This window comes from Agromyces aureus (assembly GCF_001660485.1).
Lineage (GTDB): Bacteria > Actinomycetota > Actinomycetes > Actinomycetales > Microbacteriaceae > Agromyces > Agromyces aureus.
In genome coordinates this window covers 2,472,067-2,486,704 of record NZ_CP013979.1, presented here as the reverse complement: position 1 = coordinate 2,486,704, position 14,638 = coordinate 2,472,067, and the positions used below count along the sequence as shown (strand labels likewise).

At 66.6% G+C, this 14,638-nt stretch carries 12 protein-coding genes; 6 read left to right on the top strand and 6 right to left on the bottom strand.

Going from position 1 to position 14,638, the window contains the following annotated elements; all coding sequences use genetic code 11:
• Positions 1-17 precede the first annotated feature (17 nt).
• The 5 genes from ATC03_RS11060 to ATC03_RS11040 all read left to right on the top strand — a co-directional run bounded on the left by ATC03_RS11060 (position 18) and on the right by ATC03_RS11040 (position 7,499).
• Entirely contained in the window at positions 18-1,790 is a 1,773-nt protein-coding gene (locus tag ATC03_RS11060; RefSeq protein ID WP_067876865.1) for a glycoside hydrolase family 3 protein, read from the top strand.
• Positions 1,791-1,879: 89 nt separating this feature from the next.
• Entirely contained in the window at positions 1,880-4,333 is a 2,454-nt protein-coding gene (locus tag ATC03_RS11055; RefSeq protein ID WP_067876862.1) for a beta-glucosidase family protein, read from the top strand.
• A gap of 82 nt (positions 4,334-4,415) precedes the next feature.
• Positions 4,416-4,985 (top strand): NADPH-dependent FMN reductase, encoded by a 570-nt coding sequence (locus tag ATC03_RS11050; protein ID WP_067876855.1) that lies wholly within the window; start codon positions 4,416-4,418, stop codon positions 4,983-4,985.
• Positions 4,986-5,827: 842 nt separating this feature from the next.
• A complete protein-coding gene (locus ATC03_RS11045) occupies positions 5,828-6,289 on the top strand; it encodes a hypothetical protein (RefSeq protein WP_227820072.1) in 462 nt (153 codons plus the stop codon).
• A gap of 628 nt (positions 6,290-6,917) precedes the next feature.
• Positions 6,918-7,499: a hypothetical protein gene (locus ATC03_RS11040; protein ID WP_198168701.1), complete on the top strand. Its 582-nt coding sequence runs from the start codon at positions 6,918-6,920 to the stop codon at positions 7,497-7,499.
• A gap of 251 nt (positions 7,500-7,750) precedes the next feature.
• On the opposite strand, the gene ATC03_RS11035 is transcribed toward ATC03_RS11040, so the two are convergent.
• From ATC03_RS11035 to ATC03_RS11010, 6 genes are all read right to left on the bottom strand, one after another.
• Positions 7,751-8,830, bottom strand: a complete 1,080-nt coding sequence (locus ATC03_RS11035; protein ID WP_067876852.1) for a sulfite oxidase — start codon at positions 8,828-8,830, stop codon at positions 7,751-7,753.
• Between the two features lie 31 nt (positions 8,831-8,861).
• On the bottom strand, positions 8,862-9,725 hold the full coding sequence (locus ATC03_RS11030; RefSeq protein WP_084003440.1) for an enoyl-CoA hydratase/isomerase family protein: 864 nt from the start codon (positions 9,723-9,725) through the stop codon (positions 8,862-8,864).
• A gap of 41 nt (positions 9,726-9,766) precedes the next feature.
• The gene (locus tag ATC03_RS11025; RefSeq protein ID WP_067876849.1) at positions 9,767-11,125 is read right to left on the bottom strand and encodes a Dyp-type peroxidase; all 1,359 of its coding nucleotides are present in this window, start codon (positions 11,123-11,125) and stop codon (positions 9,767-9,769) included.
• Positions 11,126-11,127: 2 nt separating this feature from the next.
• Positions 11,128-12,267 carry a DUF4331 family protein gene (locus tag ATC03_RS11020; protein WP_067876846.1) on the bottom strand — a complete coding sequence of 380 codons (1,140 nt, stop codon included), beginning with the start codon at positions 12,265-12,267 and terminating at the stop codon, positions 11,128-11,130.
• 18 nt (positions 12,268-12,285) lie between these two features.
• Positions 12,286-12,834 (bottom strand): hypothetical protein, encoded by a 549-nt coding sequence (locus tag ATC03_RS11015; protein WP_152030927.1) that lies wholly within the window; start codon positions 12,832-12,834, stop codon positions 12,286-12,288.
• Positions 12,835-13,194: 360 nt separating this feature from the next.
• Complete coding sequence (locus ATC03_RS11010; protein ID WP_084003439.1) at positions 13,195-13,782, bottom strand: Fur family transcriptional regulator; 588 nt, start codon at positions 13,780-13,782, stop codon at positions 13,195-13,197.
• A gap of 149 nt (positions 13,783-13,931) precedes the next feature.
• Here ATC03_RS11010 and ATC03_RS11005 point away from each other — a divergent pair, with 149 nt between their 5' ends.
• On the top strand, positions 13,932-14,621 hold the full coding sequence (locus ATC03_RS11005) for an energy-coupling factor ABC transporter permease (RefSeq protein WP_067881923.1): 690 nt from the start codon (positions 13,932-13,934) through the stop codon (positions 14,619-14,621).
• Positions 14,622-14,638 lie beyond the last annotated feature (17 nt).

Here is a 14,638-nt window from a genome sequence, read left to right as displayed (position 1 = left end):
CCTCTGAAAGGAATCCCATGCCCGACGCAACCGCGCGCTTCCCGTACCAGGACCCGACATTGGCCCCCGCGGCCAGGGCCCGGGACCTCGTCAGCCGGATGTCCATCGAGGACAAGGCAGGAACGATGTTCCTCTCGATCGTGTCGGTCGGTCCCGTGGACGAGCCGAACACGATGTTCGGGCTGCCGTCGCTGGCATCGCTCGCGATCAATCACCGACTCACGCACTTGTACGTGATCGGCGACGCGAACGACTCGCGTGAGTTCGCCCAGTGGGTCAACTCCGCGCAGGAACTCGCGCTGCGCTCGGGCCTGGGGATTCCGATCACCTTCTCGACCGATCCGCGTCACGGATTCGTCGACAACCCCGCGGCATCCGCGCTGTCGAGCATGTTCTCGCTGTGGCCGGAGAGCATCGGCCTGGCGGCCCTGCGCTCCCCGGAATTGGTCGAGCGGTTCGCCGACATCGTGCGCCAGGAGTACGTCTCGGTCGGACTCCGGTCGGCCCTGCATCCTCAGATCGACGTCGCGACCGAGCCCCGCTGGGCTCGGGCGGGCGCGACGTTCGGCGAAGATGCCGGGCTGACCACCGAGTTGGCGGCGGCCTACGTCCGTGGCCTGCAGGGGGAGAAGCTCGGCTCCTCCTCCGTCTCGGCGATGGCGAAGCACTTCCCGGGCGGCGGCCCCCAGAAGGACGGCGAGGACCCGCACTTCACCTACGGCAAGGAACAGGTGTACCCGGGAGGCAACTTCCGCTCCCACCTCGAGCCGTTCATCGCGGCCATCGATGCCGGCGTCGCCTCGATGATGCCCTATTACGGCATGCCGGTCGGCACCGAGTACGAAGAGGTCGGGTTCGCCTTCAACAAGGCGATCGTCACCGACCTGCTGCGCACGCAGCTCGGCTTCGACGGTGTCGTCTGCACGGATTTCGGACTGCTGACGGACATCGAGATCCTCGGCGCCCCGATGCCCGCCAAGGCGTGGGGCCTCGAGACGAAGACGCGCCAGGAGCGCATCGTGCGCCTCCTCGACGCAGGCGTCGACCAGTTCGGCGGAGAGATGTGCACCGAAGAGCTCGTCACCGCGGTGCGGCTCGGACGGGTGCCGGAGTCGCGACTCGACGAGTCCGTGGTGCGCCTCCTCACGCAGAAGATCGAGCTCGGCCTGTTCGAGCACCCCCTCGCCGACGAGGAGCAGGCGGTTACGATCGCCGGCAACGACAGCTTCGTCGCCGAGGGAGCGGCGGCCCAGCGCGCCTCGATGACGCTGCTCAGCAACACCGAGCGCGACGGTGTGCCCACCCTGCCGACCACCGGCGCGGTCAAGGTGTACGCCGAGAACATCGACATCTCGAGCGAAGCCGACTGGACCCAGGTCGACTCCGTCGAGGATGCCGATCTCGCCGTCCTCCACATCTCCGCCCCGTTCGAGCCCCGAGGGCCTGGATTCGAGCTGTTCTTCCACGCCGGATCCCTCGAGTTCACCCCCGAGGAGCAGGCCCGCTTGCGGGGCATCTGCGAGACGGTCCCGACGGTGATCGACATCACCCTCGACCGCGCAGCGGTCCTGGGCGACCTCGTCGATCACGCCGCCGCGATCGTCGCCGACTACGGGGCATCGGATGCCGCACGCCTCGACGTGCTGACCGGCCGCGCGAAGCCGCAGGGCAGGCTGCCCTTCGACCTTCCGTCGTCGATGGAAGCCGTGCGCAATAGCCGCGAAGACACCCCGTTCGACACCGAGTCGCCCACCTTCCGCTTCGGCCACGGCCTGCGCTACACCGACTGACCAGACGGCCGCGCCCCCACCGGGGGCGCGGCATTCGGCGGGTGCCCACCACGCGCGCGCCGTTCTCACCAGAGAAGGACGAATTCACCATGGAAGCCACCCAGACCCAGGAGCGCGTCGAGATTCCGACCACCGGCACTCCCGACGAGCGCGCCTCGCGCCTCGCCGCACAGCTGACGGTCGAGGAGAAGGCGCAGCAACTCGTCGGCATCATGCCGTTCGGACTCGTCGGCCCGCAGGGAATCGTGCCGGCCGCGGTGGAGCAGGCGCTCGGCGGCGGCATCGGCCACGTCTCGGGCATCGGCATGTTCGGCTCGCAGAGCGCTCCGCAGGTCGCCGCGTCGGTCAACGCGCTGCAGCGGTACCTCGTCGAGAACACCCGGGCCGGCATCCCGGCCATCTTCCACAACGAGGCGCTGAACGGCGTGGTCGCTCCCGGCTTCACCTCGTTCCCCACCGCGATCGCCCTCGCGGCGACCTGGAACCCCAACGCCGTGGAGGAGATGGCCGAGCTCATCCGTCACCAGATGCGCACGGTCGGCCTCACCCAGGCGCTCTCGCCGGTGCTCGACGTCGCGCGCGACGCGCGCTGGGGCCGCGTGCACGAGACCTACGGCGAAGACCCCTACCTCGCGACCGCGTTCGGCGTCGCCTTCATCCGCGGGCTCCAGGGTGAGGACCTCGACTCCGGCGTGATCGCGACGGCCAAGCACTTCCTCGGCTACTCGGTGACCGAGGCCGGCCAGAACATGGCCGGCACCGCGGTGACCCGACGTGAACTCCGCGAGGTCTACGCCCGTCCGTTCGAAGCGGCGATACGCCTCGCGGACCTCGCCTCGGTGATGAACTCGTACTCGACCATCGACGGCGTTCCGGTCGCGGCATCCCCTGCGATCCTGCGGGGCCTGCTGCGCGACGAGCTGGGATTCACCGGCACCGTGGTGTCGGACTACATGACCACTCAGATGCTCGTGGAGCGCAACGAGGTCGCCGAAGACAAGGTCGAAGCGGCCGCTCTCGCACTCGCGGCGGGCCTCGACGTCGAGCTCCCCAACCCGTACGCCTACGGGCCGGTCCTGGCGGGTGCGGTGCGCGGCGGTCGCATCGCCGAGAGCCAGCTCAACGAGGCCGTGCATCGTGCACTACGGGACAAGTTCGCTCTCGGCCTGTTCGAGCACCCGTACGCCAGCGAGGACCCGATCGAGATCAGCGAGGTCGCCGGGCGCGGCGGCGAGCTCGCCGTCACCCTCGCGAACCAGTCGGTCACCCTGCTCAAGAACGATGGCGACGTGCTGCCGCTCTCCGCAGTGTCGCGCCGCATCGCCGTGCTCGGACCCCACGCCGAATCGGCGTACACGGCCTTCGCGGCATACACGCAGCCTGCCGGGATCGAGCTCATGAAGGTCATGATGTCCGGCGGCATGGGGAACATGGCCGGCGTGGACGCACCGACCGACGTGCCGGACGATGTCGCCGCCGAAGCGGCCGAGGCGATGGCGGCGTTCATGTCGATCGACCTCGAAGCGGTCGTGCGCGGCGCATATGGTGCGCGGTCGCTGACGGATGCGCTGCGCGACGCGCTGCCGGCGGCCGAGATCGCGTCCGTCGTCACCCCGCTCCGCGATGAGGACTGGGACCCGGCCGACGCACTCCGCGCCGCCGCGGACGCGGACGTGATCGTGCTCGCGCTCGGCGGGCGATCTTCGTGGCTGGCCGGGGCGGTCGGCGGCACCGAGGGCGAAGGCGTGGACACGGCGGACATCGACCTGCCCGCCATCCAGGTGCGCCTCGCGCAGGAGGCCGCCCGGTCGGGCAAGCCCGTCGTCGCGGTCGTGCAGATGGGACGCCCCTACGCGCTCAGCTCGATCGAAGACTCGGTGTCGGCGATCGTGACCGCCTACTTCGGCGGGCCGGAGCAGGGCCGGGCCCTGGCATCCGTCCTCACCGGTGCAGCCAACCCCGGCGGAAAGCTGCCCTTCACGATTCCGCGCACGTCGGGCCAGGTCCCGATCCACAGCGGTCAGCACCTCGGTTCCGGCTACCGGCGCAGCGAGACCGACATGCACCAGGGCTACCAGGACCAGCCGGCCACGCCCCTGTACGCCTTCGGGCACGGCCTGTCGTACACGACGTTCGAGTACGGCTCGGTTGCGCTGGCGGATGCCGCGGTGACGACATCCGGAACCGTCTCGGCGACGATCTCGATCACCAACACCGGCGCGGTGAGCGGTGAAGAGGTCGTGCAGGCGTATGTCGCCGACCGGGCCCGCGGCGTCACCCGCCCCGCTCAGCAGCTCGTCGCCTTCGCGCGCGTCGCGCTCGCTGCGGGGGAGTCGAAGCGGGTCACGGTCGAGTTCGACCTGAGCCAGCTCGCGTACATCGGCCTCGAGGACGACGGGTTCGTCTTCGAACCCGGCGCGATCGAGGTGTCGTTCGGCGCGGCATCCGACGATCTGCGCCAGTCGGCGCGTGTCGAGGTCACCGGCCAGACCGTGAACGTCGGTGCGGACCGCAGCTTCCTCGCCCGCGTGAGCGTCGAGTAGCGGGCTTCGAGGCGGGGGATGCCGCTCGTCCGGTGCGCGCGTAGGCTGCGACCGGACGCAGGAACGAATCCAAGGAGTCGCGATGACCACGTATCAGGTCGGCTATTTCGTCGGCAGTCTCTCTTCGACATCCATCAACCGAACCCTTTCCAAAGCGCTCATCCGGCTCGCGCCGGAAGGTCTGGAGTTCACGGAGATCCCCATCCGGGACCTTCCCCTCTACAGTCCCGACTACGACGACGCCTACCCACCCGAGGCGATCGCGCTCAAGGAGGCGATCGGCCGATCCGATGCGGTGCTGTTCGTCACGCCCGAGTACAACCGGTCGATTCCGGGCGCGCTCAAGAACGCGATCGACTGGGCGTCGCGGCCGTGGGGTCAGAACTCCTTCGACCACATTCCCGCGGCCGTGATCGGCGCCTCGATCGGGATGATCGGCACGGCCGTGGCCCAGCAGAGCCTGCGTGCCGTGCTCAGCTTCGTGAACGCCCGCCAGATGACGGCGCCGGAGGCGTACATCCACTTCACGCCGGAGGTCTTCGCCGATGACGGCGAGGTGCTCGTCGAGAGCACCGCGCAGTTCCTGGGCAACTACATGGAGGAGTTCCGGACCCACGTCGAACGTGTGCTGACGGTCATTCCGCGGTCGTAGTCCGCGGGGTCGGACCCCTTCAGCGCCGTGCCTCCTCCTCGGAGAGGTCGACGACGCCCTTGCCGCCGATGCGGCCGGCCTCCATGTCCTCGGATCAGTGCGGCGCTCACCTCGGAGGGACTGGTCGCGCTCAACACGGAGAGTATCGAATCGCATGCGTCGCCCGAGGCCATCGCGAAGGACTGGCTCGCCGCAGTTTCCCTCACCGACTGAGCAGCCGCCCGTCGTTTATCCAACGTTTATTCGAAAGCGACACCAGTGCTGAGGCGCTCGGCCGCTGATCGAGTTCCTGCGTGAACGAAGCCGGGGGCTGCCGTCTCGGTCAGCCGAAGAAGGCCAGCTCGCGGCGCGCTTCCGCGATGGGGGATCCGTTCCTGTTCGATTCGACGGAACGCTGCGTTGCCAGTCGTCGCGATGGCTGCGTAGGCGTCGTTCTCAGCAGTGGTGAGGCATCGTAGGGACGTGCTGCGGGAGCTTGAGGGGGGCGCCGTACGTGTCCCGGTTGACGCCGAGAAGTGTAAATTGCGTGAGGGCGGTGGGCAGGCCGGTGGCCCAATTTGGGGTGGTGGCCAGGTCGGATCGACAACGTTCGGGTGTTCTCGGGTCAGGTGACGGATGCGTCCAAGCTGCGGCGGGCGTGTCAGGAGATCACGCCCGTCTTCGTTGCAGAGGCGTCAGCATCGCGTTCGACCACACGGCCGTCGGAATCGCACCCGGCCACGTCACGACGTTGAGAGCATCACCGTGTAATGCTGGGCAGCATGAGTGGGTCACCGGAGGGGGTTGTGCGTAGATCGCGTCCCCGAACCTCACGCGCGAGGGAATTGGCACGCACGACATTCGTGACCGAGGAATCCGTCTATGGCGTAATTCTCGTATCCGGCATGATCGTCGTGGCCGGCGGAAGCGGCACCAGTGCGTGGCAGTTGTTCTGGCAGGTCGCGGCGACGGTGGTCGTGTTCTGGGCGGCCCACGTGTATGCCGGGACTGTTGCCCGTCACGGGCTCGAGCACGACCGCGTGCGGGGGCTGGGAGAGGCTTTTCAGCTCTCGCTTCGACGATCGTTGGGGTTGCTGGCGTCATCCGCCATTCCGTTGGTCATCCTGCTCCTTGGGGCGACGGATGTCGTTGAGGATTCGCGTGCGCTTTGGGCTGCCCTCTGGGCCGGCGTCATGGTCCTCGCCGTCCTCGGATGGATCGCCTTTGCACGGCGTGGTGCGGCGTGGCCAATCCGGGTGGTCGGCGCGATCGGTACTGCCGCATTCGGCCTCGTCATGATGCTGTTGAAAGCGCTCATTCACTGATCAGCTTGGCCGGGATTGCACCGCCTCACCTGATGGCCATATGAACCTTCCACCGAATCGGGTGGGCGCAGCGCTCATGCACCGCTGGGCCAGTTGTTGTGCTGGTCTCCTGATCGCCTTGTGGTCGTGCCGTGCTCATCATCGAGGACAGCCGGATCAAAAGGGCCAGACGGTCGGTGTCTGCTCTCTTGGTGCTGTCCTGATCAAGCGTGTCGCGAGGCACCACCCATGGAACGCGTTGGGACGCCACTGCCACTCAGCGGCTCCACCTCGTGCGTATTGCCGTCCTCCTGATCATCGGCACCGCCATCGCGCTGCTCGGGCGTCTCACCCCGATCGAGTACGAGATGACTATGGCGAACCGGCCGCAACGGCGACCTCACCCGAAGAGTCACCAAGGATCTTCAGCAGCCCCGAGGCGCTCAATGGGGGACACCGCTAGATTCGTGCGATCGCGATGACGCTAGGGCATCCCTCACGTCTAGGCTTCTTCTGCCGGCGCTCGTGCGCGGGCGGAGAAAGGACGGCAGTGTCGCGACCAATTGCGAAACTCTCTCCGCGGCCGCTTGACTCGCCTCGGGCCGCGGCCATTGCGGGAGTACTGTTCGCCGTACTGTTCGGTACATCCATGGTGTTGCTGCGAACGACGCTCCCTGAAGAGGTGCAGGCGGAGGCCGTCTGGCTCGACGAGCAAGCTGCGACCCGTCTCAGTATTGGAATCGCCATCGTTCCGTTTGCGGGAATTACGTTCCTCTGGTTCATGGGCGTTGTTCGCGACCGGTTCAAAGAGACCGAGGATCAGCTTTTTGTTTCAGTGATTCTTGGTAGCGGCCTTCTGTTCCTCGCCATGATCTTCGTCTTCGCGGCCTTAGCCGGCGCCATGGTGGCAACAGTTCCACTTGTCACCGACCCCGCGGGCCGATCCGAGGTGGTGGCCTTTGGGCATGCGATGATGTTGCAGGTCAGTAATATCTACGCCCTGCGAATGGCGGGGGTACTGCTGATCTCTCTCAGCACGATGTGGCTGCGAACCGGGGTCATGCCCCGGTGGTTTGCCTTCATCACCTATGTTGTCGCCGGGGTCCTTCTGTTCACCACAAGTCTCGGCCTATGGGTGACACTCCTGTTCCCGCTGTGGGTGCTCGCGGTGAGCATCATCATCCTGTTCACGAACCGTCGACGGGAGCCGGCTCTTCGGGGCCGGCCATGAAGTTTCGGGACTCCCGCGACACGCACGAACGGCCAGAGTGGTCCTGAACCAATCTGCCGAGGGACGCTGAGGCCCAACTAGATGGTCCTGGATCAGACCGTCAGAGTGTTCCTGACTCAAGCTGCTCGATCCGTGGGTGCGCCGCGAGTTCTCGGCTCCGCTCTATGCGCTTGCTGCCAGCGCGATCGTGGTCAGACGGGACCGGCCCTCTGCGCTTCGCTCGTCGCGATCAGCGGACTCGTTCGCTGCGGTCAGTCGACCTCGACGAAGATGACCTCGATCGCATTGTTGCCGTAGCCGAGACGGTTCCACGGCGGAACATCAGGTTGCACATTGCCGGCGGCATCGGTCGCTCTCGCCCGCAGGGTGTGTCGACCGTCGTGAGGGGGGTTCCATTCGAACGTCCACTCCTGCCATTGGTATGGGCCCGTGGCCGGCTCGAGTTTGGCGGGGTACCAGTCACCGTCGCCTGTGAGGCTCACGTCAACGTTCGTGATCGGACCGCTGCCCGACCACGCCTTGCCGCGGACAGTTCGGGGACCGGCGGGCAGGGTCGATCCAGCGGCTGGGTCGGTGATGCGTGCGCGGACCCGCATGAGGGTGACGGGTTCGTGAGGACGGTCTGGCCATTCGTAGATGTAGTGTCCGGTCTGGAACTCGCCGGCATATGGTTCGGTGAGCACGTCGATGCGGTGCAGCCATTTGACCGACGCCACGGCGAACCAGTGTGGCACGACGACCCGGAATGGAGCCCCGTGATCGGGACGGAGCGGTTCGCCGTTCATCTCGTAGGCGATCAGGATCTCCGCTGCGGGGTCGGCTGCGAGTTCGAGTGGAAGCGATCTGACGAACGTGAGGTCTTCGCCGTCGGTGCTGGGAAGTACCGGGTGGAGGAGGTAGGAGCCACTGTCGGCGCCTTCGAAGCGGACGTCGACACCGTCAGTTCTCGGCCGTGCCAGGGCGAGGACGTCTGAGAGGCGGGCGCCGGTCCAGATTGCGGTCGACACGGCGTAGTCGCCCCAGGGCTCGCCGGTCGGCAGCGGCCTCATCTCGAGGCGGCCGTTGCCGGCGCATTCGAGTGTCACGGCGCGTTCCACCGCGGGAAGCGCGCGGAGATCGGCGAGCGTGAGCGTGATCGGGTTCTCGACCGCACCACCGATGGCGAAGGTGCCGTCATGGGAGGGCAGCGCGAAGTTGCTCCGGACGTAGTGGAAGTCGGTGGGCGTGATGTCGCCGACCAGAGCCTCCGGTGGCGCCTCGGCGTTGTACGGCGCTGGATTGATCATGCGGAGTGCGGCACGGGATTGTTCCAGTTCGTCGGTTTCGGCCATGGTCAGACTCCTGTTCGATGGGTGCGGGTATTCAGTAATCGGCGTCGTGGAAGGCGGGATCGCGACCATCGTTGAAGGCACCTATGCCTTCGCTACGGTCGGGATGCACCGCAGAACGCCAATGCGCCTCCATCATGATGGCGATGGCCTGCTCGATCGGTTGCCCTTCACCGAGGCGAACCGCGCGCTTGACGGCTTGCACCGCGGTGGGGGAGTTGCTGGCGATCTTCGCCGCGATTCGCAGCGCAGCATCGACGACCTGCGCTTGAGCGTGGATCTCGTTGACCATTCCCAAGCGATACGCTTCCTGGGCGGTGATGGGATCACCGGTCATCAACATTTGCAGCGCCTTTCCGGGTGGGAGGAGCCGCGGGAGGAAGACCGGTGAGCCGCCGCCCGCGGAGAGGCCGATCATCGCCTCGGGTTGGCCGAAGGTCGCGTTGTCTGAGGCGATGATGAAGTCGGTGCTCTGCGCGAGTTCGGACCCGCCACCGTAGGCGATGCCGTTGACGGCGGCGATGATCGGTTTGCGCAGTTGGCGCAGCGTGTACAGGGTGCGATCGAAGTCCTGCCGTTGCCGGAGCCATTGTTCCTTCGTCATGGCGTTGCGTTGGCGTAGGTCACTGCCGACCGAGAACGCGCGTTCGCCAGCGCCGGTCAGCACGGCGACGCGGATCGACGGGGTGACGGCGATACCCTCGAGGATCTCGGTCAGCCGTGCGCCCATCTCTGTCGTGATGGCGTTGTCGGCGTGGGGCCGGTTCAGCGTGATGAGGGCTATGCGCCCGTCGGCGACGTGGTCGATGAGCACCGAGTGGTCGGGTTCGGCGTCTCCGGTGGGCGGCCGCCCGAAATCGAGCGTGTCCCACCGGTGCGTTGAGCTCGGTTCGGTCATGTGTGCCCCCTGGTGCCTCGGTGGTCGCGGTGCGTGTGCGGTCAGGTCTCGAGCTCCGCGATCCAACGCATCGCGCGCAGGCCCGGTGCGAAGCAGTACTCTCCGCCACGTGTCACCACGAATGGCGGCAACGCAGTTAGGCGTCGGCGGATGGGATGCTGCGGAATCGTGAGGGTGTTCGTGCCATCGGAAGAGCCGACGAGGGGATCCTTCTCTGCCGGTGCACCGATGAAGATGCCGTCGTTGAGCCATTGCGTCTTGACGAACTCGAACTGTCGCTTCAGATGGGCGCCGGCGAACACGAACATGATGCCTCGGTCGACCCCGTCGTCTTCGAGAACGCCGTCAGGCAACATCGGGCCATAGCTGGTGCCGCGGCGGATCATGCGGTGCAACCGCACATCGACGCTGCCCTCGCCATCGAGCGCGTCTCGCGGATTGGCTCGTCGGGCGTGGGAGCCGGCAGGGCACTTGAACCCGCGCGGGTCATCGCCGTACGAGAAGTCGTTGTTGTGATGTCGGTCCGCGCCCAGTGCGGGATCGTCACGCTCGGGCGAGACTGCGAGTGGGGCGCCGCTCTGCCAGCGGCCGACCATCTTGGCGCCGAGGAGTGCCTCGTCGCGCCGATCCGCGGCCCGTTCACGCAGATAGGTCCGGTACGCCGCAACCCGAGTGTGGAGTTTACGGAATACGACGTAGGTGCCGTTTCGTCCGAGGACGTCGGGCGTCGGCATGGGCGGCAGTTCCCCGGTTTCATCGGGATACCCGAGAACGATTTCGCCGGCCTTCAATGGTCGCTCATGCGGGTTCGTCGGGGCGATGTCCGTCCCCTCGACCGCGGGCTGCCCGATGCCGTCCTTGAAGCCGAAGGAGGTTCGCCCAGTTGGGAGCTGATAGCAGTCCTGCTGCCAGATGAGCTCGACTCCGGGAAGCTGCTCGAACGCCGTTCGCGCGCGGGTCAGGATCGCCTCGAGGCGTTCGGCATCAGGTGAGAGCGCCGCGATCGCGACGTGGACATCCTCGGTGCCGAGTGGCTGCTCCCAGTTTTCCGGACTGCTGTCACCGATGTCGCCGAGGTGCTCGGCTCGGGCGGCCATCCCCTCCCTGAACTCCGGTGCGAAGCTGTCGAGCGAAGCTTGCGGGACGCCGAGCGCTTCGAGGCCGCGGTACGTGAACGCGAGTGTGATCCACGCGCCGTGCCGTGGTAGGACTCCCGGACGGCCGGAGTCGACCAGTGGTATGAGCCGTCGCACGAGTTCGCGTCCGGCGGAGCGGTCATCGATGCGCAACAAGAGGTAGCTGCCGACGTACGGCGATGGTCGCTCGTGCAGCGCGCCGCTCTGGATGTCGTCGAGTTCGAGTTCGACGTCATCGGTGCCACCGCTGATTTGCGAGCGCATGATCAGTGCTGGTGCGGGGGAGGAGCGGCCGGCGGATGCGGGTTCGGTTCCGCCAGATACGGGAAGGTGCGACTGGCAGGTCGGCTTGCTGCATCGACACCGTCACGGATGACCGGTCCGTTCCCGGCGTTGATGAGCTGGGTGAAGATGGTGTCCATCACGTCGTCGTTGAGCGTGCGACCACCACATGATTCGTGTGCCTCGCCGCGCATGGCCGCCAGCTCGATCTCGAGGAACGACCCAGTCTCCTGGTAGGGCTTGGTCACATCGACCACGAGATAGTCGTCCAACACGACATCGGTCAGGGGATGATCGCCGTTGGCGTTCGTCGCCCAGTCGACTTTGCCATCGATGCTGTCCCAGAAGGCCAGGTTCGCATTCAAGCGCGCCCGGTATGCGCCGGGGTAGGACTCGCCGAGGTTGAACGCGTCTTCGGTGTTGTAGATGTCCCGGATCTCGAGGTCGCGGTTGACCTGGTCGTGCTGCTTCGGGCCGAGCATCATGTTCTTGACCTCGGGTCGCCCGACTCGTTCGATCCGAACGTTGAACTTTCCACGCGTGAGCGTCTCTGCTACGACGCCGACGAGTTCGGCCCCGTCGAGCAGTGCCACGTCCACTTCGAGCACGAGGCTGAGCACGCTCTTGCCGTCGAGGTAGATGGACCCGGGATCGGTGAATGCGAGCTTGCCCGTCGCGATCGTTTTCAGCGCAGCCGGGGCGTCCATCATGAACGGATCCCACCGCGATCCCGCGAAGACGCGCACCCCACTCGTGGGCTCGGAACTCTCATCGTTGACCCGGAACGGGATGGTCTCGCCTCCCGGTGTCGTACAGAATCCGTCTTGCGGCTTCGCCCCGCTTGCGTCGGCGTTCGACGGCTCCGAGAAAACACAGTCGAAGACGAACTCGCGCGAATCCGCCATGAACAACGCCGCGTCGCTCGACCCGGCAGCCGTCAGCGGGCGCAGCCGGAATCGGTAGATCAGTCCGTCGGACAACGCGTCGGACGGCTGCGCGAAGGGAAGCGTGTTCATCACCAGAACGAGGTGGCCGGGCCGCTCAGGGCTCGGGAACGCGAACACATCCGTGATGTCCGCGATCGGTTCCGCCAACGCCCGCGGCCCCGAGATGTGATCTGACATCAGCGCCCGCTCACTCGATCAGCCTGCGGCTTCATCGAGCAGTGGCTGCAGCGCCGGATGCCGTAACGCCTCAGCCGCATCAGGATGGTCAAGCACGCGCTCGAAGGCCGCATTCACTCGTTGCGCCTTGCGGATCTCTTTCACGGTTCCCCCGTAATTGCGTGCGTACGCCGCTGCAGACTGCTGCGCGCCGAGCACGAACGACCTCACTGCCGCGAGGTCGGGCAGTCCGTCGTAGCCCTCCGAATGACGGAAGATCGTGTCGAACAGCTGGAGCGTCGGACCCGATGTGAAGAAGTCCTCCATGTACGCGTCCCAGGGGCCATCGAAGCTGGTGATGAACGCCAGCTGTCGGTCTTCGTCGAAGAGCACGAAGCGGGCCTCGTGAATGGTTCCGATGGCCATGCCATAGTCGCCCGGCCGATACCCTGGCGTATCCTGAAGCTCCTTCAGCGCCGCACGCAATGACGCGGCTTGGCCGGCTTTGACGCGGAAGAACAGACTGAATTCGCTTGTCGGACCGACCATCACGCCCGGTTGGGCAGCTTCGGAATTGGACGTCGTCATTGTGCCCCCCATGTGGATCGCGAGGATCGTCGATCTTCGGTCATCCTGACATTGCCGTCATCGACGCGCAATGGATTTTTGGGCACGGGACTCCTCCGATCGCGGGCAAGGGCGAGGCCGATGCCCTACCCGCCCGGCCGTGCCGATGGCGCCGCCGATGAGCACGTAGAGGATCAGCCGTCGCTGCGCGAAGGCGGGCCTGCTGATGTGCGGTGCGCTGTCGGTTCGGTGTTCGAAGACCGTTCATGCTCGTGAGCACCCACGAAGCCATCCGCCCATCGTGGCGATCATCGCCTCAGGGTGGTATCGGCGCGCTCCTTGAGATCGGACTACGCCGCCACTGCACGGTTCAGCACCGGTTCAGCTGGATTCGGTCCGCCCAGCCGGCGTGACAGCGTGGCCGCGCCCCGCAGCCGCTGCTTCGGCGCAGCGGGCGCAGACGCCGATGAGCGTGGACTGCTGCGGATCGATCGTCAGGCCCGAGACGCGCGTCACTTCGCGCACCGCCTCATCGAGGCAGTCTGCCGGGATGACGACGACGTCGCCGCAGACACGACAGTAGGCGTGCAGGTGCTCATGGCCCGGGGCAGGTGTCGCGAGGTGGTATGCCGTCGCGCCGCCAGCGGTGTGCAGCGAGGAGACGATTCCGCGCTCGGCGAGCACCTCGAGCGTCCGGTAGACCGTCGCGCGGTGTACGCGGGGGTCGCCGTGCTCGAGGAGGGCGACGACGTGGTCGGCGCTCACATGTTCGTGCGTGCGGGCGAGCACCCCGAGGACGGCGCGTCGGGCGTCGGTGACACGCTCGCCGTGGTCGCGGAGTGCGGCGATGCCAGCTTGTTCCGCTCGTTCGGGCGAGTCATGGTGAAGGCCGGCATGGGGGTCGGTGGAGTCGCGCGCCGGAGGCGTGCCGTGCGTGTGGCCGGGGCGATTGGCCGTCATGCCCTCCATGGTCGCACAGGCGTCGATCCGCCGGACGCTCGCGCTGTGGCATCTAGCGAGATGCGACTGGGTCGCATTAGAGTGAGCGAAAGTCAGGTACGACTGGGTCGCACGGAGCGTTCATCGCGGCGTCGATCCATTCGAGTGGAGGGGTGACGATGCACGTTCCCGATGGCGTCCTGAACCTCCCGACCTCCATCGCCACCGGCGTCATCGCGGCGGCCGGCATCGCGATCTCGCTGAAGGTCGCTCGTCGTGAATTCGTCGACGACCGCAAGGCGCCCATGGTCGGCATCGTCGCAACCCTGATCTTCGCGGCGCAGATGATCACCTTCCCGGTCGGCGCCGGCACCAGCGGTCATCTCATGGGTGGAGCGCTTGCGGCGATCCTCGTCGGCCCAGGCACCGGCGTACTTTGCATCAGCGTGGTCCTCGTGGTGCAGGCGTTCCTCTTCGCCGACGGCGGAATCACTGCGCTCGGCACCAACATCCTGTTGATGGGGATCGTGACGACCGTGGTCGCATGGGCGATCTTCCGGGGCCTGATGCTCGTCCTGCCCGGGCGGCGGTGGGCGGTCGCGTTCTCGGCGGGCACAGGCGCCTTCCTCTCCGTCCCTGCGGCCGCCGCGGTCTTCGTCGCACTCTTCGCCATCGGCGGCAGTGTTCCGGTGCCACTCGACGCGGTGCTGGCGGCCATGGTCGGATGGCATACGCTCATCGGCTTGGGAGAGGCCGTCATCACGGCCGTGATCGTCAGCGCCGTCCTCGCCACGAGGCCCGACCTCGTCTACGGCTCTCGCTTCGAACGTCCGGCGAAGATGCTCGCCGAACGGGTGGTGACGCCGTGAGCTCGCCCGAGCAGGAC

Excerpts from the sequence above, each read along its gene's own strand:
- ATC03_RS11050 (WP_067876855.1), top strand. The coding sequence starts at position 4,416 with ATGACCACGTATCAGGTCGGCTATTTCGTCGGCAGTCTCTCTTCGACA.
- ATC03_RS11005 (WP_067881923.1), top strand. The coding sequence starts at position 13,932 with ATGCACGTTCCCGATGGCGTCCTGAACCTCCCGACCTCCATCGCCACC.
- ATC03_RS11035 (WP_067876852.1), bottom strand. The coding sequence starts at position 8,830 with ATGGCCGAAACCGACGAACTGGAACAATCCCGTGCCGCACTCCGCATG.
- ATC03_RS11060 (WP_067876865.1), top strand. The coding sequence starts at position 18 with ATGCCCGACGCAACCGCGCGCTTCCCGTACCAGGACCCGACATTGGCC.
- ATC03_RS11020 (WP_067876846.1), bottom strand. The coding sequence starts at position 12,267 with ATGTCAGATCACATCTCGGGGCCGCGGGCGTTGGCGGAACCGATCGCG.
- ATC03_RS11030 (WP_084003440.1), bottom strand. The coding sequence starts at position 9,725 with ATGACCGAACCGAGCTCAACGCACCGGTGGGACACGCTCGATTTCGGG.
- ATC03_RS11015 (WP_152030927.1), bottom strand. The coding sequence starts at position 12,834 with ATGACGACGTCCAATTCCGAAGCTGCCCAACCGGGCGTGATGGTCGGT.
- ATC03_RS11025 (WP_067876849.1), bottom strand. The coding sequence starts at position 11,125 with ATGCGCTCGCAAATCAGCGGTGGCACCGATGACGTCGAACTCGAACTC.
- ATC03_RS11055 (WP_067876862.1), top strand. The coding sequence starts at position 1,880 with ATGGAAGCCACCCAGACCCAGGAGCGCGTCGAGATTCCGACCACCGGC.
- ATC03_RS11040 (WP_198168701.1), top strand. The coding sequence starts at position 6,918 with ATGGTGTTGCTGCGAACGACGCTCCCTGAAGAGGTGCAGGCGGAGGCC.
- ATC03_RS11010 (WP_084003439.1), bottom strand. The coding sequence starts at position 13,782 with ATGGAGGGCATGACGGCCAATCGCCCCGGCCACACGCACGGCACGCCT.